At 48.9% G+C, this 21122-nt stretch carries 19 protein-coding genes; 16 read left to right on the top strand and 3 right to left on the bottom strand.

Annotated features, from left to right (window positions below):
• Window positions 1-53 precede the first annotated feature (53 nt).
• Both ubiG and ompA read right to left on the bottom strand, forming a co-directional pair.
• A complete protein-coding gene (gene ubiG, locus MCB1EB_RS09050; protein ID WP_045365002.1) occupies window positions 54-752 on the bottom strand; it encodes a bifunctional 2-polyprenyl-6-hydroxyphenol methylase/3-demethylubiquinol 3-O-methyltransferase UbiG in 699 nt (232 codons plus the stop codon).
• Between the two features lie 70 nt (window positions 753-822).
• Window positions 823-1512, bottom strand: coding sequence for an outer membrane protein OmpA (gene ompA, locus MCB1EB_RS09045; RefSeq protein WP_045366384.1), 690 nt, complete (start codon window positions 1510-1512; stop codon window positions 823-825).
• Window positions 1513-1885: 373 nt separating this feature from the next.
• On the opposite strand from ompA, the gene gyrA reads away from it, so the two are divergent.
• The 10 genes from gyrA (at window position 1886) to MCB1EB_RS08995 (ending at window position 14201) form a co-directional block, all read left to right on the top strand.
• Window positions 1886-4516 (top strand): DNA gyrase subunit A, encoded by a 2631-nt coding sequence (gene gyrA, locus MCB1EB_RS09040; protein ID WP_045365005.1) that lies wholly within the window; start codon window positions 1886-1888, stop codon window positions 4514-4516.
• A 3-nt stretch (window positions 4517-4519) separates the two neighbouring features.
• Window positions 4520-5179 (top strand): DUF2059 domain-containing protein, encoded by a 660-nt coding sequence (locus MCB1EB_RS09035; RefSeq protein WP_045365008.1) that lies wholly within the window; start codon window positions 4520-4522, stop codon window positions 5177-5179.
• Window positions 5180-5415: 236 nt separating this feature from the next.
• Entirely contained in the window at window positions 5416-6519 is a 1104-nt protein-coding gene (serC, locus tag MCB1EB_RS09030) for a 3-phosphoserine/phosphohydroxythreonine transaminase (protein WP_045365010.1), read from the top strand.
• A gap of 72 nt (window positions 6520-6591) precedes the next feature.
• Window positions 6592-7671 carry a prephenate dehydratase gene (pheA, locus tag MCB1EB_RS09025; RefSeq protein WP_045365013.1) on the top strand — a complete coding sequence of 360 codons (1080 nt, stop codon included), beginning with the start codon at window positions 6592-6594 and terminating at the stop codon, window positions 7669-7671.
• A gap of 103 nt (window positions 7672-7774) precedes the next feature.
• Entirely contained in the window at window positions 7775-8635 is an 861-nt protein-coding gene (locus MCB1EB_RS09020) for a prephenate dehydrogenase (protein WP_431311513.1), read from the top strand.
• Complete coding sequence (gene aroA / locus MCB1EB_RS09015; RefSeq protein ID WP_045365019.1) at window positions 8622-9935, top strand: 3-phosphoshikimate 1-carboxyvinyltransferase; 1314 nt, start codon at window positions 8622-8624, stop codon at window positions 9933-9935. Before MCB1EB_RS09020 ends, aroA begins: the two co-directional genes overlap by 14 nt.
• Window positions 9932-10657: a (d)CMP kinase gene (cmk, locus tag MCB1EB_RS09010; protein ID WP_045365022.1), complete on the top strand. Its 726-nt coding sequence runs from the start codon at window positions 9932-9934 to the stop codon at window positions 10655-10657. The genes aroA and cmk overlap by 4 nt, the downstream gene beginning before the upstream one ends.
• 146 nt (window positions 10658-10803) lie before the next feature.
• Window positions 10804-12507 carry a 30S ribosomal protein S1 gene (rpsA, locus tag MCB1EB_RS09005; RefSeq protein WP_026921289.1) on the top strand — a complete coding sequence of 568 codons (1704 nt, stop codon included), beginning with the start codon at window positions 10804-10806 and terminating at the stop codon, window positions 12505-12507.
• A gap of 6 nt (window positions 12508-12513) precedes the next feature.
• Window positions 12514-12792, top strand: coding sequence for an integration host factor subunit beta (locus tag MCB1EB_RS09000; RefSeq protein ID WP_045365025.1), 279 nt, complete (start codon window positions 12514-12516; stop codon window positions 12790-12792).
• Between the two features lie 212 nt (window positions 12793-13004).
• Window positions 13005-14201, top strand: coding sequence for a hypothetical protein (locus tag MCB1EB_RS08995; RefSeq protein WP_152034323.1), 1197 nt, complete (start codon window positions 13005-13007; stop codon window positions 14199-14201).
• Between the two features lie 180 nt (window positions 14202-14381).
• On the opposite strand, the gene MCB1EB_RS08990 is transcribed toward MCB1EB_RS08995, so the two are convergent.
• Complete coding sequence (locus tag MCB1EB_RS08990; RefSeq protein WP_045365032.1) at window positions 14382-15299, bottom strand: Rpn family recombination-promoting nuclease/putative transposase; 918 nt, start codon at window positions 15297-15299, stop codon at window positions 14382-14384.
• A gap of 331 nt (window positions 15300-15630) precedes the next feature.
• On the opposite strand from MCB1EB_RS08990, the gene MCB1EB_RS08985 reads away from it, so the two are divergent.
• The 6 genes from MCB1EB_RS08985 (at window position 15631) to MCB1EB_RS08960 (ending at window position 21071) form a co-directional block, all read left to right on the top strand.
• Window positions 15631-15921 carry a LapA family protein gene (locus MCB1EB_RS08985; protein WP_045365035.1) on the top strand — a complete coding sequence of 97 codons (291 nt, stop codon included), beginning with the start codon at window positions 15631-15633 and terminating at the stop codon, window positions 15919-15921.
• A gap of 25 nt (window positions 15922-15946) precedes the next feature.
• Window positions 15947-17119 carry a lipopolysaccharide assembly protein LapB gene (lapB, locus tag MCB1EB_RS08980; protein ID WP_045365037.1) on the top strand — a complete coding sequence of 391 codons (1173 nt, stop codon included), beginning with the start codon at window positions 15947-15949 and terminating at the stop codon, window positions 17117-17119.
• A 66-nt stretch (window positions 17120-17185) separates the two neighbouring features.
• Complete coding sequence (locus tag MCB1EB_RS08975) at window positions 17186-18556, top strand: UDP-glucose dehydrogenase family protein (protein WP_045365040.1); 1371 nt, start codon at window positions 17186-17188, stop codon at window positions 18554-18556.
• A gap of 33 nt (window positions 18557-18589) precedes the next feature.
• Window positions 18590-19594: a D-glycero-beta-D-manno-heptose-7-phosphate kinase gene (rfaE1, locus tag MCB1EB_RS08970; RefSeq protein WP_052394017.1), complete on the top strand. Its 1005-nt coding sequence runs from the start codon at window positions 18590-18592 to the stop codon at window positions 19592-19594.
• 62 nt (window positions 19595-19656) lie between these two features.
• Complete coding sequence (gene rfaD, locus MCB1EB_RS08965) at window positions 19657-20649, top strand: ADP-glyceromanno-heptose 6-epimerase (RefSeq protein ID WP_026921287.1); 993 nt, start codon at window positions 19657-19659, stop codon at window positions 20647-20649.
• A gap of 86 nt (window positions 20650-20735) precedes the next feature.
• Window positions 20736-21071 carry a ComEA family DNA-binding protein gene (locus MCB1EB_RS08960; RefSeq protein WP_045365043.1) on the top strand — a complete coding sequence of 112 codons (336 nt, stop codon included), beginning with the start codon at window positions 20736-20738 and terminating at the stop codon, window positions 21069-21071.
• Window positions 21072-21122: the final 51 nt, after the last annotated feature.

The raw sequence follows: 21122 nt of genomic DNA, 5'->3' as shown, positions 1-21122 counted from the left end.
AGGTTGAAAGCGAGCTCGATTGGGCGGCCAGTTAAGCTTATTGGGTTAGGTTTTCAGGCCTTGCGCCGACAAGCCAACATATAATTAATGCGGGTGTCATTAGAGAGCGTAAAGCGCTGGCTGATTGGCGCATAGCTGACCCCTTTAAATGTGTGTAAACGCAAACCTGCTGCACGCACATAGGCACTCAATTCAGCCGGACGGATAAAGCGGGCATAGTCATGTGTGCCGCGAGGTAACATACGAGCGATATATTCTGCTGCAATGATGGCAAATAGATAAGATCTTAAATTCCGGTTAAGGGTTGAAAAAAATACCCAGCCGCCTGGTTTAACCAGCTTGGCGCAAGCAGTGACAATGGCGCTCGGGTCCGGCACATGCTCGAGCATTTCCATGCAGGTCACCACATCATAAGCACCTGGCTCACGGATGGCGAGCGCTTCGGCTGAGATTTCTTCGTAGTCTAGTGCTACGCCACTTTCAAGGCGGTGCAACTCAGCGGCGTTTAATGCATCAGAAGCTAGGTCAATGCCTTTGACCTGAGCGTTAAGCTGAGCCATTGATTCAGCCAGAATACCTCCACCACACCCTATATCTAAGATGCGCTTGCCATTCAGTTGCGCATAAGAGTTAATCCATTCAAGCCGCAATGGGTTGAGTTGGTGCAGGGGTTTGAATTCGGCATTCGGATCCCACCAGCGATGGGCTAAAGCGCTAAATTTTCTGAGTTCGTGTGGATCAGCGTTGATCATCGATTTAATCTGGACTGTAAAAAAAAGCCCTGCAGCAGCAGGGCCTTCGTATCACTATATACCGCTTAGCTTAATAAGCAGGCTTAACCGTCGTTACCTCAGGTTGAGTCGGCTGATTGGTTTGCGCGGTCACGGTGCCTACCACTTCAATTTCAACGCGGCGGTTTGGAGCCAAACATTCAATCAAATCCTTGCGTTTCTTTTGGTGGCAATCGGTGACTACAGGATTACGCTTGCCTTTAGCTTCCGTATAAATCCGGTTGGCGTCAACACCTTGGCTCGCCAAATAGGTTTTAACGGCTTGCGCCCGTTTCATTGAAAGCTGATCATTGTAACCATCCTTACCGATTTTATCAGTATGGCCTGTCGCAACGATGACTTCAAGGTTAAGGCTCTGGACTTTATGTACCAGTGTATCCAATTCGGCCTTGCCGCTTGCTTTGAGTACTGCTTTGTCAAAATCAAACAGTGTATCCGCCTGATACGTTACTTTTTGGCTAGTAATTTGTGGCACGACAGGAGGTGTCTCAGTAGCTTGAACGACAAGTGCGCCATCGCATTTTGGATTGGCGGTGGTTGGCGTCCAAGTTGCACTGCGCCAGCACAGTTCATTGGAACCATTGGTCCATACATATTCTTGACTGCCGTTGGCCCAATTGTCGGTGCTTGTTTGTTGCGAAAGCGGCACCGATTGCGCCGAAGCGGATGCAGCGAAAGCTGCAGTAGCTGCGATGAAAGCGAGCTTGGATAGTTTGTTCATATTTCTCCTCTCGAGTTTGAGATATATCGCAGGTTTGCTGCGTGTCTGATGATTAGAAAAATGATGCTCGCAGGGTGGCATTGAAAGCAAGTGAAAAATACTCAATAAATTGCACTGCAATGTCTGTTTGCGCATAGCTATTCTGCCATATCGTATCCTTCCGTCGGTGAAGATTCTTTCTAAAGCGGGCTGTGATTAGGTGATTGTGGCAAGCACGCAACAGGTGGGCGGGGATAACTGGGCTTGGACAAACAGCTGCGCATGCTAAAATTACGCGTTTTTCATCTGTACCTTGGCTCTTGATACAGCCCCTTATTCTTAATGCAGTAGCCGTTAGCGCGGCTTCTTGCCGTAGAACCAACTAGCCTGATACATGGATCAATTCGCCAAAGAGACTTTACCCATCTCGCTTGAAGAGGAAATGCGTCGTTCTTACCTCGATTACGCGATGAGCGTTATCGTAGGACGAGCTCTGCCCAGTGTGTATGATGGCCTTAAGCCAGTGCATCGGCGTGTGTTGTATTCAATGCACGAGCTGAATAATGACTGGAACCGCGCGTATAAGAAGTCCGCCAGAATTGTCGGGGATGTCATCGGTAAATATCACCCCCATGGCGACGCAGCCGTCTACGGTACGATTGTGCGCATGGCGCAAGACTTTTCGTTACGCTACATGCTGATTGACGGCCAGGGTAATTTTGGTTCGGTCGATGGGGATAATCCCGCAGCGATGCGTTATACCGAAATTCGGATGGCTAAGATTGGCCATGAATTGTTGGCAGACCTGGATAAAGAGACGGTCGACTTCGAGCCGAATTATGATGGCAGTGAAAGTGAGCCGGTGGTGCTGCCCGCGCGCATGCCAAATCTACTGGTGAATGGCTCGTCAGGGATTGCGGTTGGGATGGCAACAAATATCCCGCCCCATAATTTGAATGAAGTGGTGGACGCTTGCCAACTGCTGTTGCATCGCCCTGAGTCATCGATCGACGACTTAATCGAGATTATTCCGGCGCCTGATTTCCCAACTGCTGGCATTATTTACGGTATTGCTGGGGTACGTGATGGCTATCGTACAGGCCGTGGTCGTGTGGTGATGCGGGGTAAAACGCATTTTGAGGAAATCGACCGAGGCCAGCGTAACGCGATCATCATTGACGAGCTGCCGTATCAGGTCAATAAGCGGATGTTGCTTGAGCGTATTGCTGAGTTGGTGCATGAAAAGCGCTTAGAGGGTATTTCCGATATTCGGGATGAATCGGACAAAAGCGGCATGCGTGCCGTGATTGAGCTCAAGCGTGGTGAAGTGCCCGAGGTGGTGCTGAATAACCTGTACAAAAATACTCAGCTACAAGACACCTTTGGCATGAATATGGTGGCCTTGGTCGATGGTCAGCCAAAGCTCCTGAATCTGAAAGAAATGCTGGCGTGCTTTTTAGCACACCGGCGCGAGGTGATCACGCGCCGTACGGTATTTGAATTGCGCCGCGCACGTGAGCGTGGACATGTATTGGAAGGGCTCGCAGTCGCGTTGGCGAATATTGATGAGTTTATTGCGATTATCAAAGCCGCTCCTTCGCCACCGAGCGCGCGGCAAGAATTAATGGCGCGCGCATGGGATTCTCCGCTGGTGCGCGATATGCTACTGCGCGCCGCGAGCGATACACCTGGCGGTGGTGAGGCGTATCGGCCAGAGAGCTTAAATCCGAGCTTTGGGATGCACTCTGATGGGCTCTACAAACTATCCGATGTGCAGGCGCAAGAAATTCTGCAAATGCGCTTGCAGCGACTGACTGGACTTGAGCAAGATAAGATTTTGGCGGAATATCGCGAGATGATGACGCAAATTTCCGATCTGCTGGATATTTTGGCAAAACCGGAGCGGATTCGCATCATTATTGGCGACGAGTTAGCGGCAATTAAAAAAGAATTTGGCGATGCGCGTCGTTCGCAAATTGAATTCAATGCAACTGAGCTCAATACGGAAGACTTAATTACGCCGCAAGACATGGTTGTGACGCTGTCGCATAGCGGTTATGTAAAGGCGCAGCCATTATCCGAATATGGTGCGCAAAAACGGGGTGGGCGAGGCAAGCAAGCGACTTCGATGAAAGAAGACGATTGGATTGAAACCTTATTTATCGCGAATACGCACGATTACATTCTGTGTTTTTCTAATCATGGCCGGGTGTATTGGGTTAAGGTTTATGAAGTGCCACAGGGTTCGCGGAATGCGCGGGGGCGGCCTATCGTTAATATGTTCCCATTGAATGAAGGTGAACGGATCACCGTGGTGCTGCCGGTTAAAGAATTCTCTACGGAACGTTACATCTTCATGGCTACCTCGCTTGGCACGGTCAAAAAAACCCCGCTTGAAGCTTTTAGCCGTCCGCTCAAAAAAGGGATTATTGCGGTCAATCTAGATGAAGGTGATTATCTGATTGGCGCGGCGATTACGGATGGCGAGCATGATGTCATGCTTTTTTCAGACAGCGGCAAGGCGGTACGTTTTAGCGAAAACGATGTGCGGCCGATGGGGCGTGGTACGCGTGGCGTGCGGGGCATGAGGTTAGAAGAAGGGCAGCAGGTCATCGCCTTGTTGGTGGCGGATAATGAGCGTCAGTCTGTGTTAACCGCTACTGAAAATGGCTTCGGAAAGCGTACCCCAATTGCTGAATATACGCGTCATGGGCGCGGCACCAAAGGGATGATTGCGATTCAAACGACAGAGCGTAACGGCAAAGTGGTTGCCGCCGTATTAGTTGAGCCGGAACACGAAATTATGCTGATTACAACGGCGGGAGTATTGATCCGCACGCGTGTTTCAGGCATACGAGAAATGGGCCGCGCAACCCAGGGTGTTACACTCATTAGCTTAGACAAAGGAACCACATTATCGGGACTGCAACAGGTCGCTGAAACCGAGACAGAGGAAGAGGCGGATACCGAGACCAGCCTTGAGGCAGGTTCTAACCCTGAAACACAGTTAACTTCTATGGAGTAATTCATGCAGATACAATTTAAACAGTGGATGTTGTTAGCCCCTTGGCTTTTGTTGGCGCCGGCTTTTTCTATGGCTCAGCCGCTGAATATGCAAGGTGATGCGTCTTCGACTTTGGCTCCCGCAGCAGTGCCGGTCGATCCAGCTCAGCAGGCAGCGATTAAAGATTTGCTGGCGGCGATTGATGCGGATAAGCATGCTACCGCAATTGGCAACAGCGCCCAGATGCAAATGAAGCAGTTAGTGCCGGCGATTTTGTCCGATGCTTTGTCAGAGAATAAAAAACTGACTGATGCACAAAAACGCGCAGCCGTTCCACAATTGCGGCAAAGCGCGTTAGCTAAGCTTGCTGAGCAAGCTGGCCAGCCGTTCACAACCGCGCAATTTCACCAGGATGCGCTGCAAGCGCAACGCGATGCTTATGCTAAGTATTACACTGCAGATGAAATTAAAGATTTAACCAAATTCTACAAAAGTAAAGCGGGCAGCAAATTTCTGCAAGTACAAGACCAAGTTGGCGGTTATGTGCTCAACAGCTTAATGCAGAAATACATGCCACCATCGGTCCAAGCGACGCGTGAGCAAGCTGATAAAGAGATTGAGTTGGTTGCCAAGTCGCGCGCTCCGCAAAAACCGGCAAACAAGGCAAATAACCCTGCGAAGTAATCCGAGTGATGCGTTTTTAAAAAGAATGGCCGTTTTGCATATCGCTGTAAAACGGCCATAATGCATTTAATTTAGGTCAGATTGTCTCGCTCTTTGCTGCACGCTTCTCGATGGCATAGGCACAGATTAAAAGTTATCTGCTTTTACCTGACTCAGAATGCTTTTGTGCTGCGTAGTTCGACGCATGATAGCGACCCAAAGATTAGCTGAAATGCCCTTGAATATAAGTTATACAGATGCGCGCCTTTAATTTTTCTGCTGGTCCCGCGGCACTCCCCGTTGAAGTTTTGCAGCAAGCTGCCGATGAGATGCTGGATTGGCATGGTACGGGTATGAGTGTCATGGAAATGAGCCACCGTAGCCGTGAATTTGAATCGATTCATCAAGCTGCATTGGCGGATTTAGCTGAATTGCTCGACTTGCCGGAAAATTACCGGCTGCTTTTCTTGCAAGGCGGAGCACTTGCTGAAAATGCATTGGTGCCATTGAATTTGCTTGGCGCGCGTAAAGTGGCGGATTATGTGGTGACGGGATCTTGGTCGCACAAATCGCAATTGGAGGCGCGCCGGTATTGTGACGTACACATTGCGGCGACGAATGAAAAAAAAGCGCCTACTCCTCACCAAGCTGGCGAGCGGATTGGTATTCCTGCGTTTACAGACTGGCATATGTCGGCGGATCCGGCCTATCTCCATCTTTGCACAAATGAGACCGTAAATGGGGTTGAGTTTTTTGACATCCCGCATCTAGGTGACGTGCCATTAGTCGCCGATGCTTCATCGCATTTATTATCACGCCCGCTGGACGTAACCCAATTTGGCGTAATTTACGGAGGGGCGCAAAAGAATATCGGTATCGCCGGAGTGACTTTAGTCATTGTGCGCGAAGATCTGTTAGATCGAGCGCTGGCGATTTGTCCTTCGGCTTTTGCATGGAAGACGGTTGCCGCGCACAACTCAATGTATAACACACCGCCTACTTATGCGATTTATATCGCGGGTCTGGTCTTTAAATGGCTTAAGCGGCAAGGTGGACTCGCTGCGATTGAAGCGCGCAATATTGAAAAGGCGCAACTGCTTTATCAGACTATTGACGCCAGTGATTTTTATATTAACCGGGTTGAGCCAGCAGTTAGATCGCGCATGAATGTACCGTTTTATCTTGCTGATGAAGCGCGTAACGATGACTTTTTGGCTGGCGCGCGCGCGCGCGGCTTGCTGCAATTAAAGGGACACGCGTCAGTTGGCGGCATGCGCGCCTCAATTTATAATGCAGTGCCGCTTGCGGCAGTCTCTGCGTTGGTTGCTTATATGCAAGAGTTTGAGCGCCGCCATGCCTAGCCAGGTGCTGCTCACAGAGCTCAAGCTGGAGCCGATGATCTACTTTTTTATTGCCGCCTTATTTTGAATAGCATGGATGATGAACAGCCGGCGCTGCAGCCTTTACGCGACCGTATTGATTTGATTGATGAACAGTTGCTTGCGTTATTAAACCAGCGTGCAGGGCTAGCGCTTGAAATCGGTGCGATCAAAAAGCATTTTAAAACACCGATATTTCGCCCTGAGCGTGAACTATTAGTGTTTACGCGTTTGCAAGCACTTAACCAAGGGCCTTTGCAAACCGAGCAAATTGCCGCGATTTGGCGAGAAATCATGGCGGCGAGCCGCGCCCTTGAAAAACCGTTCACGGCGGCCTTTCTTGGGCCGGTTGGCACCTATAGCGAAGAGGCTCTCCATCAATATAGTGGATCTGCAGTAGAAGCGTTGCCTTGTCCATCGATCGATGAAGTATTTCGAGCGGTAGAAGCGGGCGCTGCCAAGATTGGCATTGTCCCAATTGAAAATTCAACTGAGGGCGCCGTCTCGCGCACGCTTGATTTACTTTTAGATTCGTCACTTAGGCTAACGGGTGAAGTGGTGCTACCCATCCAACATAATCTATTAACTCGCACGGGCACATTGGCTGGCGTCTCGCGGGTGTGCGCTCACGCGCAAGCGCTGGCGCAATGTCAACATTGGTTGGCGCTGCATGCGCCCCAGCTTGAGCGGCAAGCAGTGGCGAGCAATGCCGTTGCCGCTCAATTGGCGGCTGAGGATGCAAGCGTAGCGGCGATTGCCAGTGAACGTGCTGCGACGCGTTACAATTTAGCCATAGTGCAGGCTATGATTCAAGATGATCCGCATAACCGCACGCGCTTTGTGGTGATTGGGGAGCAAGCGTGTGCGCCCACTGGGCGCGATCAAACGGCGCTGATCTTAGCGGTAAAAAACGTAGCGGGCGCAGTGTTTCGGATGCTCGAGCCTTTGGCGCGTCATGGCGTATCGATGACGCGTTTTGAATCGCGGCCAGCCAAAAGTGGCGCTTGGGAGTATTATTTTTATATCGACCTAGCCGGGCATTATGCCGATGCGCCATTAGCTGCCGCATTTGCCGAGTTAGAGCAAAGCGCGGCGTTTATTAAAATTTTGGGTTCTTACCCGCGGGCGCATTAACATGTACTCAGACGCGCCTTTTTCTGCCGCCTCTTCTCCTTCTGAGGCTTTGCCCGCTAGTGATTTCTCGTTTAAAAAATTAGTGATTGTTGGCGTGGGTTTGATGGGGGGCTCTTTGGCGCGTGCACTGCGGCGGGCGCCCGCTGAGGCTAGAGGAACAATTGTTGGAGTTGGCCGCACGCTGGACTCGATTGCTCGCGCGCTGCAGCTGGGCGTAATTGATCAGGCTGTCGCGTGGTCTGATCCTATGGCGTTAAGCCAAGCTCTGTCTGGCGCAGATTTAATTGTCTTGGCCGTGCCTGTGGCGCAAACGGGTGGCGTGCTTGAGCGCATTGCGCCGTATCTTGAGGCGCAGGCATTAATCACTGATGTGGGCAGCACAAAACTGGATGTGCTGGCTGCTGCGGCTACCGCTTTGGGCGATAAAATAAATCAGTTTGTGCCAGGGCATCCAATTGCTGGGCGTGAGTTAAGTGGGGTTGAGGCGGCGCTAGATACGTTATATGCGCAGCGTAATGTGGTGTTGTGCCCGCAGCCAGAAAATACCGAGTCAGCATGTGAACGTATCGCAGCGATGTGGCGCTCGGTTGGGGCGAAGATTCATATTATGACGCCAGCGCAGCACGACCAAGTATTGGCTGCGGTCAGTCATTTGCCGCATTTACTTGCCTTTGCATTGATTGAGCAGTTGCTTACAATGGGTAACCTTAAGCTCAAGCTCGCTCTTGCGGGAAGTGGGTTTCAGGACTTCACTCGGCTGGCCGCGTCAAACTCGGAAATGTGGCGCGATATTTGTTTGGCTAACCGGAGCGCCTTGCTGGCAGAATTGGACGGTTATCTAGCAGTAGTAAACAATTTGCGCAGGGCCCTTGAAGAGAGTGATGGCCTAGCCATTCAAGCCCTGTTTGAGCGCGCTCGCACTATACGCACACACTGGTCATTATCTAAAAATGAAACATCTTGATTTAGGGCCGTATACCTATGCCGGGGGTACGGTGCAGTTACCGGGCTCAAAAAGCATTTCAAATCGCGCGCTTTTGCTAGCGGCGCTGGCATCTGGAAAAACCGTTATTGCTAATCTGCTAGAGGCGGATGATACGCGCGTGATGTTAGATGCATTAACTCAACTTGGCGTGCATTACGTACGACAAGGGCAAGATTATCTAATCGACGGGATAGGCGGTACGTTCCCCGTTAGAAAAGCACAGCTTTTTCTGGGCAATGCGGGTACGGCGGTGCGATTACTAAGCGCTGCCCTTGCGTTGCAAGCGGGAGAGGGTAGCGCGTACCAAATTTCTGGCGTGCCGCGTATGCACGAAAGGCCGATTGGGGATTTAGTCGATAGTTTGCAAGAGCTAGGCGCGTCGCTTGCCTATGCTGGGCGTGCTGGTTTTCCGCCATTGGTGATTGAGCGTATGCAGCACATCGCGCCGGCGCAGCAACTCCACGTGCGCGGCGATGTATCAAGCCAATTTTTGAGTGCTTTGCTTATGGCGCTCCCGCTATTGCCAGTGGCGGCGCGCCGCACCATGATCAAAATTGATGGAGAATTGATTTCAAAGCCCTATATTGATCTTACGATGAATCTGATGGCGCGCTTTGGCGTGCCAGTAGAGCGTGAGGGCTGGCACCATTTCACTCTTGCCACAGACTCTTCTTATCAAGCACCAGGCCATATAACCGTTGAAGGGGACGCATCATCGGCCTCTTATTTTTTGGCGGCCGGCGCGGTAGGGAAAGGACCATTGCGAGTGCTTGGGGTAGGGCGCGCAAGTATCCAAGGCGATGTTGGCTTTGCCGATGTGTTGACGCAGATGGGCGCAAATGTAACGATGGGACCGGACTGGATCGAAGTCAGCGGCGCTGCAAATAGCCAACGCCGGCTTAAAGCCATTGATATGGATTGTAATTTAATTCCCGATGCTGCTATGACACTCGCAGTGCTGGCGCTTTTTGCTGAAGGGACGAGCACATTGCGTAATATTGCAAGTTGGCGCGTCAAGGAAACGGATCGTTTAGCCGCGATGGCGGCTGAACTTTGTAAATTGGGCGCGATGATTGAGGTGGGCGCGGATTTTTTACGCATTACGCCGCCGGCTACGCTAAGCGCGGGGGCGGTGATTGATACATATGACGATCACCGCATGGCCATGTGCTTTTCGCTAGTGAGTTTGGCTGGTGTTCCAATTAGAATTAATGATCCAAATTGTGTGGCCAAAACGTTTCCTGACTATTTTGAGCGCTTTGCCGCAATCGTGCGATGACGACTGTTAGAGAACATGCAAAACAGCATACAAAGCTGCACGCACCCGTAATTGCGATTGATGGGCCAACGGCGTCCGGCAAGGGAACCGTGGCGCAGCAAGTGGCACAGCGGTTAGGCTTTCATTATCTTGATAGTGGCGCATTGTATCGGTTGCTGGCTTTGGCGAGTCTGCGGCGCCAGTTAGCGGTACAGGATGTGGCTGCCCTTACTCTATTAGCGCGTGAGCTGCATATTGTATTTAGAGACGGATATGTAAAACTCGATGGGGTTAAAGTATCGAATGAAATCCGGGCCGAAGAAATTGGCAATCGCGCTTCTGAAATTGCCCTACATGCACCCATAAGACTCGCGTTGCTTGCTCGGCAGCGCGCCTTGCGTACCTTACCGGGTCTGGTGGCGGATGGCCGGGATATGGGTACGGTGGTTTTTCCAGACGCGACCTTAAAAGTTTTTCTGACGGCCAGCGTTGAGGCGCGCGCGCAGAGGCGCTATAAACAATTGATAGAGAAAGGTTTTCCTGCTAGTATAGAAATCCTTTCGCAAGACTTGGCTAAGCGTGATGCGCGTGATATACAGCGCGTGAGCGCTCCGCTTAGGCCTGCTGAAGATGCGAAAATACTCGATACTTCCAATCTTTCTGTAGAACAAGTGGTTGGTAAAATACTCGAGTGGTTCGTTGCATTATCGGTCCCTGTCTCGCACGCCCATGCAAGTGCATAGGCGTATCGCCATAGGGGCCGGTGCTGCTTAGGTTGGCTGCTTTTGAAAATTTGTAAAGAGCAGCTTGGTGATTAACTTTTAACCCCGCGCGCAGTTTTGCCGTAAGTAACTATACCAATATAGTGCGCGTAGTACATCCTAATTTTATGTCCGATTTACAAACCTCAACCTCTACACCTCATATCGAATCCTTCGCTGCGCTATTTGAAGAATCGCTTTCTCGCCAAGATATGCGCGCGGGTGAAGTGATCTCCGCCGAAGTGGTGCGTTTTGACCATAATTTTGTGGTCGTGAACGCCGGTCTCAAATCCGAAGCCTATATTCCAGTTGATGAATTTTTAAATGACCAAGGCGAGCTTGAGGCTCAAGTAGGCGATTTTGTTTCAGTTGCAATCGATGCGCTGGAAAACGGTTATGGCGACACAGTCTTATCGCGTGATAAAGCTAAACGTCTGGCTTCTTGGCTCTCGCTTGAAAAAGCGCTGGACGATGCTGCGCTGGTCACTGGCACAATTACCGGTAAGGTTAAAGGTGGTCTGACGGTTATGGTAAACGGCATCCGCGCCTTTTTGCCAGGTTCATTGATTGATACGCGTCCAGTTAAAGACACCACGCCTTATGAGGGTACGACAACTGAATTCCGCGTGATTAAATTAGATCGCAAGCGTAATAATGTGGTGCTCTCGCGCCGCGCTGTGATTGAGGCATCACAAGGTGAAGAGCGGGCGAAACTGCTTGAAACCTTACAAGAAGGCGCAGTGGTTGAAGGTATCGTTAAAAATATTACCGATTATGGCGCATTTGTTGATTTGGGCGGCATTGATGGGTTATTGCATATCACGGATATTGCTTGGCGGCGTGTGCGTCATCCAAGTGAGGCGCTGACTGTAGGCCAAACGATCACAGCCAAGATTCTCAAATTCGACCAAGAAAAGAACCGCGTTTCACTGGGGGTCAAACAGCTCGGTGGCGATCCATGGGAAGGCATTGCGCGTCGCTATCCATCTAGCACCCGTTTGTTTGGTAAAGTCACTAATATTACTGACTATGGTGCATTTGTTGAAGTTGAATCCGGCATTGAAGGCTTAGTGCATGTGTCCGAGATGGATTGGACGAATAAAAACGTTGCTCCAGGTAAAGCCGTACAGTTGGGTGATGAGGTTGAAGTGATGGTGCTTGAGATTGACGAAGACCGTCGCCGTATTAGCCTTGGCATGAAACAATGCAAACCTAATCCATGGGACGACTTTAGCCGTAACTACAAAAAAGGCGACAAACTTTCAGGCGCGATTAAATCCATCACTGATTTCGGTGTATTTATTGGCTTGCCTGGCGCGATCGACGGTTTAGTGCACTTGTCCGACCTGTCATGGAATGAAGCAGCCGAAGAGGCCGTGCGCAAATTTAAGAAAGGCGACGAGGTTGAGGCCGTGGTATTAGGTATCGACGTTGAAAAAGAACGCATTTCGCTTGGTATTAAGCAGCTTGAAGGCGATTCATTTAATAACTATGTTGCGGTGCATGACAAAGGTTCAGTCGTGCAAGGCACAGTTAAATCAGTGGACGCTAAAGGCGCTGTAGTAGCGCTGACAACGGATGTCGACGGCTACTTGCGTGCTTCTGAAATCGGCCGTGATCGAGTTGAAGATGCGCGCACTGTACTTAAAGAAGGTGATGCGGTTGATGCGATGGTCATCAATATTGACCGTAAAGCGCGTAGCATTAATCTATCAATAAAAGCAAAAGATGCCGGCGTGCAGCCAGATAGCCAACGCGATAACGCAGCAGCAAGCGGGACCACCAACCTTGGTGCACTGCTTAAAGCCAAGCTGGATAGTCAAAATCAGTAAGCGGGCATGACCAGATCTGAATTGGTCGCGCAACTCGCGGCGCGCTTTCCGTTACTTGTGCTTAAAGACACAAGCCTGGCGGTAAGCGCGCTCCTCGATGCGATGTCTGGAGCACTGGCTCAAGGCCATCGCATCGAGATTCGTGGTTTCGGTAGTTTTTCTGTCAATTGTCGTCGCCCTAGGGTTGGTCGAAACCCCAAGTCAGGCGAAGAAGTCTTAGTGCAAGAGAAATACGTGCCGCACTTTAAACCAGGCAAAGCATTACGTGAGCAAGTAAATCGTTGAAACAACGAAGCGCTCTTCTCTCATTCAATTCCCCTATAAAATAGATAATTACAATTAATTTCTAATTTTAATTAGAAAAATCTATAATAGTCTTCATCGCGTATGAACACATGCGCAGCAAGTGGTAGTTCTTCTTCCAGGAAAATTTGTGCAGATGTGCGAACTTGGCTGCAGAGAAGCTATCAAAGGGTTAGATTTTTCTTTTTTTTAAGGTGATTTTAATGATAGGCGGATATGCAGGTAAAAAAGGGCAGCCTTTTCCTTTAGTGGAGGAAAAGGATTTTACTCGACAGCGGCCTATTCGTATATCTGTGACGCTAGAATTGTCAGACCACGATCAATCAATGATGTTTTCTTCTGCTAATCATGCATTGAAAAAACGTAATATCCATCGTGCGTCAGTTGAAAACGCATTGGCGCGTGGAGCGCAGGAAAAGCGTAGGGCCATGAATAGACTAGCCAAAATTGAGCCGTCTGAAATAATCCCTCTAGATTCATTAAGTCCGATAAATTCTAATGAGGATAATATTATTACAGCTACAGAATTTTTATCTGAGTCGCCAGGCTGCGTGCCTAAGCAGGTAGATTCGGCGGAGTGCCAAACCAAGGCTTCATACAGACAAAAAATGGGACAGATTCTCGATCAGGCATGGCGCAAGATTTCAGGAGGAGAGGAACAAGTATTTCACAAGAGCAGCAAAAATAGAGTGGTTATGGAGCAAGCCCCTATTTCATATACCGGAATGCTCCCTATAGATAGTAGTCTGGGCGGTGTTAATCAAAAACAACTACGCCAGCAGCGATCTATTGAATGTGCATTAGTAGGGCTTAATAAATTATTTGTTACGGATTCAGATGGCGTATTCAACATTCAAAAATTTAAGGAATGGATACAAAAGCAAGATGTAGAAAGTGTGGCAAAGCTTAAAAAAAATGCAGATGCGAGTGGATTTATGCGCTCTTTTACTACGGCACTTAAATTAGGTACAACTCTTTTAAAAGAGAAAGAGACAAATTTTCCGCAAGATGAGAGGCAAGAAGCACTAGTAAAAATCGCGGAATTTTACAGAGACAATCAAAAGAAACTTGTGCCGCTTGGTGATAAGAATACGTATAGCGAAGAGTTCTTCAAAAGCTTGGCTAATGATAAAAATAACATTAATGAAATAATGACCTTAATTAGAAACGCTGTTGAACTGTTTCGACCATTTTCGCAAGCGGAAGATATAGACGGTGCCTTACCTGAAAAAGAAGAGATTGACGCTATATGGCTTCGCATGGATATAAATCCTTTATCTTTTGCAGAAAGAATATGGCTTGAAGTAACTCCAGGAAGGTCCTCTTCATTCAGGCACCGTAAAGATACGCCTCGTCGGCCGATTACGAGATCTCATTCTCTTAGATGCTGATAAGATAGGACGTATGCAACAGTCATTAAAAGGTCAGAGTCCAAAACTAAATACTGAAGAAGAGAATTTAGCTAGCTGAAGGAATATAAATCCTTGCGGAGCTGGCGGCCGGAATCCTGAGTTTTGATGCTCTCCAGCCCGCCAGCGTTTGGATTGATAAATATTAATAGTGAAATATATTTATGCGAATCCTTTAAGATCAGAAAGACCTGTGACTCTTTTAATCGTATCTAGCTCTAATCCTAGATTCTGCAGATTTTGAGCAATAGCAAGTGCTTTTAGTTGCTCGCCTTTGCGCTGGCCCTCACGCCAGCCTTCTCTCCGCCCTTCTTCGCGCCCTTCATCTCGCAAAAATTGCCCTAGTGTTTTCATCTCTTCATCCTCTCGACATTGTCTTACGTTTTCCATCAAGAACTGTAAAAACAGCCCATCATCGCCACGGCCTTCTTCAACTAAATAGTAGATTAACTGCCTCAGTTTTTCAACCGGCAAGGGGTAACATTGCAACAGTTCGGCTAACTGCGGTGCAAACTGCATTAAATTTTGCGTGCCTATGTATTTTTGCGCTAAGGTTAGCGCCGCCATACGTTTATAGCGCTTTATTTCTTCGTCTGGAATAGTGGGTAGATCTAGAATTTTGACCGATGCAGGCAGCCCCAAGCGTTTTTGCGCTAACTGCTTACGCTTAAAGCAATTCAAATAATTCGTAGGTCCTGGATAAGGCCGTTCGCCCCGGTAAAAAATCATCTCAAATACAGCTGGTAGTTGTTTATGACCTTGTTCAAGATGCTGCTGCATGATGCCGTTTAAGTAACTTGAAAGCTTAAACGGCGGAAGAGCGCTGGCAGTACTCTCATGTTCCATTAAGATATACAGCTTGTCTTGTCCGTCTGGGCTATTCACTGAATACACTATATCGGCAAAGCGCTGGCTGAGATTACTTTGCACAAAAGCGCCTGAAACCAGTTGTAGCGTATTGAAATCACATTCTTTTTGCAGATACAGCGGCAAATGAAGCTGCAAAAACTCTTGCGCTATATCAATATCTTTTAAGAAAGACTTATACAGCGCATCATGCGGCATGGATAATTTTTTCATTTCAACTGTATGCTTTAGCAGCTCAAGTACGGTACTGTTATTGTGTAGCGCTTATCCGATGAGTAATAGCTAGCCGAATGGCTATATTTGATTTGAAGGCTTTTCTGTCTAGCTTTGATGCGTCGCGCTTAGATCGCTCAGTTATAAATTTGAGGACGGTTCTAACGAACACCAGTTATTCTGTTGAGGCTAGGTGGTGTCACTGTTATTAAAGATTTTTATGCTCTCCGGCTGGGAGTCGCTTCGTTTATAATACGCTTTTGCTTCCTGCGCTGATAGGCGATTAAAGCCTCTCTGTTTTCCTAATTCAAGCACTTATGGGCTTATTCGCATGCGCTTTCTAGTTTGGTTAGTTCGCCTTCTTGTGTTTGCAGTGCTACTGTTATTGGCGCTGGCTAATACGCAAACCGTAATATTGAATTTTTTTGCGGGATACAGTTGGCAAGCGCCTTTAATTACGATTGGATTTGCTTTCTTCGCCGTTGGTGTATTCGCTGGATTGCTTTTTACGCTTCCTACAAATTTTCACCGGCAATTTGAAATTGGGCGCCTTAAGCGTGAGCTCAAGCGTGTACGTGAGCTACCGAATGCGCGCGATGAATTGCCGCCGCCACTGATCTAATCACAACAATAAGTACGGTCTACGCATGGATCTTGATTTCTGGTGGCTGCTGGTTATTCCGCTCATTTTTGGTTTGGGCTGGATGGCGGCGCGTTTTGATCTTAAACATTTGCTAGCGGAGGGGGCGCATCTGCCGCGCTCTTATTTCCGTGGCCTTAATTTTCTGCTCAGCGAACAACATGATAAAGCAATTGATGCTTTTATTGAGATCGCCAAACTCGATCCTGAAACCACTGAGCTCCATTTCGCGTTAGGCAATTTATTTCGTCGCAGAGGTGAAACGGAGCGCGCTATTCGAGTGCATCAAAATTTACTTAATCGTACTGATTTACCAGTGGTGGAGAGGGATCACGCGCTTTATGAATTAGGCCAAGATTTTTTGAAAGCGGGTCTTTTTGACCGCGCCGAAGCCGCGTTTGAGCTGTTGGTGACAGGGACATACGCAAGTGAAGCGCAACGCAGCTTATTAACAATTTATGGCATTCAAAAAGATTGGCGGCGAGCCATTGCAATTGCCGAGCGGCTCGAAGCGTTGGGGGTGCAGCCTTGCCGTAAGCAGATCGCGCAATTTTACTGCGAGCTTGCTGAGGAGGCGTTGCAGCGTAAACAAATCGATGAGGCGCGCAGTGAGCTTGAGCGTTCGCTGGTGGCTGATCCCGCCAATCCACGGGCAATTATTCTACGGGGGGAGGTTGAATTTGGGTTGGGAAACCTAACCTCTGCTATAGATGAATGGACGCAAATTGAGAAAGAAAACGCGATATATTTGCCACTGGTCGCTGAGAAGTTGATGCGTGCTCATGAGAAATTGGGCCGCGCGGAACAAGGTAGCCGCTTATTGATTGACTACCTTGAGCGCCATGCGTCACATGATCTATTAGATATTGCGTATCCGCATATTGCGGCACAGCAAGGAATTGAGGCCGCGCATACACTGGCGCGCGCGCAAATGCAAAAAGCGCCCAATTTAGCGGGCATGATTAGACTGCTTGACGCGCAACTGGCCACGGCTACTGACGTGCGCCGTAGCGAGTTTGAGTTGATGCGCACGCTATTAGTCCAGCGCACAAAAAATTTGCCGCGCTATATTTGTCGGGATTGTGGTTTTCGCGCTCGGCTTTTTTATTGGCAATGTCCGGGATGTCGCGGCTGGGAAACCTATGCGCCGTGCCGTACTGAACCTATGTCGAATAGCTAGGTTTGGATTTGTCTTTTCGCTAACATTATTGACTCTATTGAGCTTTATCAAAACAAATAAGAACGCATGAATATTACGATTATCGGCACGGGTTATGTGGGTCTTGTCACCGGAGCCTGTTTGGCGGAGACAGGCAATCATGTATTTTGCATTGATGTCGCGGCGCATAAAATCGATCTTTTGAATCATGGTGGGGTTCCTATTTATGAGCTTGGACTACAAGAAATGATTGCGCGTAATCGCGCGGCTGGCCGGATTCATTTTTCGACTGATCTCGCAGCCGGAGCCGCGCATGGCGACATTTTATTCATCGCCGTGGGTACTCCGCCGGATGAGGATGGGTCGGCCGATCTGCAATATGTATTAGCGGCGGCGCGTAATATTGGCCAGCACATGCAGGGCTTCAAAGTAATCGTGAATAAATCGACGGTGCCGGTTGGCACTGCGCAACGCGTCCAGCAAACGATTGCAGTTGAACTAGCTGCGCGCGCAGTTGAGCACTCGTTTTCCGTTGTCTCGAATCCAGAGTTTTTGAAAGAAGGTGAGGCGATTGGTGATTTTATGCAGCCTGACCGGATTGTGCTGGGCTGCGACAATGATCAAAATGGCGTGCGTGCAGCCGAAATCATGAGGTGCTTATATGCACCATTTAACCGTGATCATAAGCGTATTTTGCAAATGGACGTGCGTTCGGCTGAATTAACCAAATACGCGGCGAATGCAATGTTGGCAACCCGTATTTCTTTTATCAACGAACTGGCTAATTTGGCTGAGTGCATGGGCGCTGATATTGAAGAGGTGCGCCGTGGGATTGGCCCTGATCCGCGGATTGGCAATCATTTTCTATCTGCAGGATGTGGCTATGGTGGCTCTTGTTTTCCAAAAGATGTGCAGGCTTTAATTCGCACCGCGAGCGAATATCATCAACCTTTGCCTCTTCTGTCTGCGGTTGAAGCGGTTAATGATGCACAAAAGCAAGTGTTAGTGCGAAAAATTGTTGCGCGCTTGGGTGAGGACTTATCCGCTTTTCGGTTTGCTGTTTGGGGGCTGGCGTTCAAGCCTAACACCGACGATATGCGCGAAGCGCCAAGTCGAATATTGATTGCTGCATTATTAGCGCGTGGCGCTACGGTGGTGGCTTACGACCCAGTGGCGATGGACGAAGCCCGGCGCGTTTTTATGCTTGATTTGCAAAATGCGCCGGCGGCACACGCCCGCTTGTCACTCTCTGAGGATCCTATGCAGGCTGTCGCGGGAGCGGATGCGCTGGTGGTGGTTACAGAGTGGAATGAATTTAAAAACCCTGATTTCCAGCGTTTACGTGCACAGCTTAAAAAACCTTTGATTTTTGATGGCCGCAACGTATATGAACCTGCTGAGATGAGCGAATTAGGCATTGAATATCATGCAATAGGTCGGGTTTATGAAGGGTTTTAATGTATCTGCTGCTTTTGCTGAACAAGAGGGGCTATGGCGGTTGTAGATAAGGAAGCGCTGACGCAAACTTGCCATCGTGCCCCTGCGGTGCGGGAGCAACTGGCCCTGGCGCGGGTATTGGTGGTGGGAGATGTGATGCTTGACCGATACTGGTTTGGCGATACCGCTCGCATTTCTCCTGAGGCGCCAGTGCCGGTAGTACATGTCCAGCGTTGTGAGGAACGCCTAGGCGGGGCGGCTAATGTTGCGCGAAACATTGCGGTGCTTGGCGCGCAAGCTAGCTTAATCGGCGTAGTAGGCGATGATGAGGCGGGTCGCCAGCTCGCTAAGCTACTTGTTGAAAGTGGTGTTGATGCCTACCTTGAGCGTGATCCAGCACGACTGACAACGGTGAAGCTGCGCGTTGTATCGCGCCAGCAGCAATTATTGCGCGTTGATTTTGAAAAAAAAGTAATGCCTGAAACGCCGTCCCCTGGCTTGACGGACTTTAAAGCATTGCTGGCCAAGCAAGCGGTGGTATTGCTGTCTGACTACGGCAAAGGGTATCTAGCGCCTTATATGACGGATATGATTGCCACCGCCCGTTCTGCTGGCAAGCCGGTGTTGGTTGATCCGAAGGGCAATGACTGGACGCCTTATCGCGGCGCTACGCTGATTACTCCAAACCGCGCTGAGCTGCAGGCTGTGACTGGCGACTGGCAATCAGAAGAAGATCTTAAGCAACGCGTTATGCAGTTGCGTTTGGCGCTTGGTATTGAGGCTTTATTACTCACCCGCTCAGAAGAAGGCATGACGCTTTATCACGGTGAGCGCGTGTTTCATATTAATACGGTGGCACGAGAAGTTTATGATGTGGCAGGCGCGGGAGATACGGGGATTGCTACATTGGCTGCACTGTTGGCAGCGAAGATGCCGCTGATTGACGCAGTCACTTATGCGAATCGGGCGGCGGGGATTGTCGTTGGCAAACTCGGCGCAGCAGCAGTAGAATATGACGAACTTTTTTCTGCCTCTGACGAAAAAACGAAGCAAGTTTGATGCAGCGTAGGTGATCAAATATCTCGCCACGATGTAGCTTAATAATTTTACAGAATATATTGATGACTTTGATTGTAACTGGCGCCGCGGGTTTTATTGGTAGTAATCTGGTCAAGGCTTTAAACGCGCGTGGCGAAGATAATATCATTGCAGTTGATAACCTAACTCGTGCCGATAAATTTAAGAATTTAGTGGAGTGTGAACTCGCGGATTATCTCGATAAAACTGAATTTATCGAACGTTTTGCGCGCGGTGCGTTTGGCAAAATACGTGCGGTTTTTCATCAAGGTGCGTGTTCAGATACGATGGCGACCGATGGCCGCTATATGATGGAGAATAATTTTGCGTATAGCCGCTCGTTGCTCGAGATCTGCGGTGCGCAACAGATTCCTTTCTTATACGCATCCTCTGCGGCGATTTACGGAGGGAGCCAGCACTTCTCTGAAACACGTGCTTGCGAGCATCCACTTAATGTTTATGGCTATTCTAAATTCTTATTCGATCAATTTGTCCGCCGCAAATTGCCGCTGACGCAAACCCAGATTGTTGGTTTTCGCTATTTTAATGTTTATGGGCCAGGTGAGGCTCATAAAGGACGTATGGCCTCGGTCGCCTTACATAATTTTAATGAATTTCGGGCGCAGGGCCGGGTGAAATTATTTGGTGAATACAATGGTTATGCAGCTGGGCAGCAGCAGCGTGATTTTGTATCGGTCGAAGATATCGTCAAAGTTAATTTGCACTTCTTCGATCACCCTCAGCAATCAGGCATTTTTAATTTGGGGAGTGGCCGAGCGCAGCCTTTTAATGATATTGCGGTAAGTGTAGTGAATGCTTTACGCCGCGCCGGCGGTGAAGCGGCTTTACCGCTTTCGGCACTGGTGGCGCAGGGCTTGATTGAATATATCCCTTTTCCAGATACGTTACGCGGCAAATATCAATGTTTTACTCAAGCTGATTTAACGCAGTTACGCAAAGTTGGCTATAGCGCCCCATTTTTGGATGTTGAGCAAGGCGTTACACGTTATGTAAATTGGCTGATTGGCCAGCTATAACTGCTGGCGCATAGCGCCTACACTGGATCTCCTTAAAGCAATGCTAACCACGGCATTGCGTTAATCACTGCCAAAGGAGAGCCAGAATGCTCAAGAATCTATTATTTATCGTATCTATCCTAACGCTAATCTTTACCAGCGTTATCCATTCTGCATATGCGCAAGTCGATGTGAACGCTGCTAATGTAGCCACTTTGCAAAGCATAAAAGGGATTAATTCGGTCAAAGCAGAAGCTATTGTTAAAGAGCGCGATACGCATGGTCCATATCAGGATCTGGCGGATTTAGCTGCACGTGTGAAGGGGCTAGGTCAGAAGTCAGTGACTAAGCTCCAACAACAAGGACTGGTCATTGGCGCCACAGTAAAGCCGCCGGTCAAATCAAATATAGCCGTCAAGTCTCGCCCCGCTGAAAAAAAGTAATATAAATGCGTGAAAGCCGGCATCCTTTCTGCTCTAAGAATAAGTTTGCTT

The organism is Mycoavidus cysteinexigens (assembly GCF_003966915.1).
Lineage (GTDB): Bacteria > Pseudomonadota > Gammaproteobacteria > Burkholderiales > Burkholderiaceae > Mycoavidus > Mycoavidus cysteinexigens.
The sequence above is the reverse complement of the archived record's forward strand: the minus strand, read 5'-3'. Positions and strand labels throughout refer to the sequence as shown.

What these genes read in the sequence shown, in the direction of transcription:
- ubiG (WP_045365002.1), bottom strand. Translation starts at nt 752, where the DNA reads ATGATCAACGCTGATCCACACGAACTCAGAAAATTTAGCGCTTTAGCC.
- ompA (WP_045366384.1), bottom strand. Translation starts at nt 1,512, where the DNA reads ATGAACAAACTATCCAAGCTCGCTTTCATCGCAGCTACTGCAGCTTTC.
- gyrA (WP_045365005.1), top strand. Translation starts at nt 1,886, where the DNA reads ATGGATCAATTCGCCAAAGAGACTTTACCCATCTCGCTTGAAGAGGAA.
- MCB1EB_RS09035 (WP_045365008.1), top strand. Translation starts at nt 4,520, where the DNA reads ATGCAGATACAATTTAAACAGTGGATGTTGTTAGCCCCTTGGCTTTTG.
- serC (WP_045365010.1), top strand. Translation starts at nt 5,416, where the DNA reads ATGCGCGCCTTTAATTTTTCTGCTGGTCCCGCGGCACTCCCCGTTGAA.
- pheA (WP_045365013.1), top strand. Translation starts at nt 6,592, where the DNA reads ATGGATGATGAACAGCCGGCGCTGCAGCCTTTACGCGACCGTATTGAT.
- MCB1EB_RS09020 (WP_431311513.1), top strand. Translation starts at nt 7,775, where the DNA reads ATGGGGGGCTCTTTGGCGCGTGCACTGCGGCGGGCGCCCGCTGAGGCT.
- aroA (WP_045365019.1), top strand. Translation starts at nt 8,622, where the DNA reads ATGAAACATCTTGATTTAGGGCCGTATACCTATGCCGGGGGTACGGTG.
- cmk (WP_045365022.1), top strand. Translation starts at nt 9,932, where the DNA reads ATGACGACTGTTAGAGAACATGCAAAACAGCATACAAAGCTGCACGCA.
- rpsA (WP_026921289.1), top strand. Translation starts at nt 10,804, where the DNA reads ATGTCCGATTTACAAACCTCAACCTCTACACCTCATATCGAATCCTTC.
- MCB1EB_RS09000 (WP_045365025.1), top strand. Translation starts at nt 12,514, where the DNA reads ATGACCAGATCTGAATTGGTCGCGCAACTCGCGGCGCGCTTTCCGTTA.
- MCB1EB_RS08990 (WP_045365032.1), bottom strand. Translation starts at nt 15,299, where the DNA reads ATGAAAAAATTATCCATGCCGCATGATGCGCTGTATAAGTCTTTCTTA.
- MCB1EB_RS08985 (WP_045365035.1), top strand. Translation starts at nt 15,631, where the DNA reads ATGCGCTTTCTAGTTTGGTTAGTTCGCCTTCTTGTGTTTGCAGTGCTA.
- lapB (WP_045365037.1), top strand. Translation starts at nt 15,947, where the DNA reads ATGGATCTTGATTTCTGGTGGCTGCTGGTTATTCCGCTCATTTTTGGT.
- MCB1EB_RS08975 (WP_045365040.1), top strand. Translation starts at nt 17,186, where the DNA reads ATGAATATTACGATTATCGGCACGGGTTATGTGGGTCTTGTCACCGGA.
- rfaE1 (WP_052394017.1), top strand. Translation starts at nt 18,590, where the DNA reads ATGGCGGTTGTAGATAAGGAAGCGCTGACGCAAACTTGCCATCGTGCC.
- rfaD (WP_026921287.1), top strand. Translation starts at nt 19,657, where the DNA reads ATGACTTTGATTGTAACTGGCGCCGCGGGTTTTATTGGTAGTAATCTG.
- MCB1EB_RS08960 (WP_045365043.1), top strand. Translation starts at nt 20,736, where the DNA reads ATGCTCAAGAATCTATTATTTATCGTATCTATCCTAACGCTAATCTTT.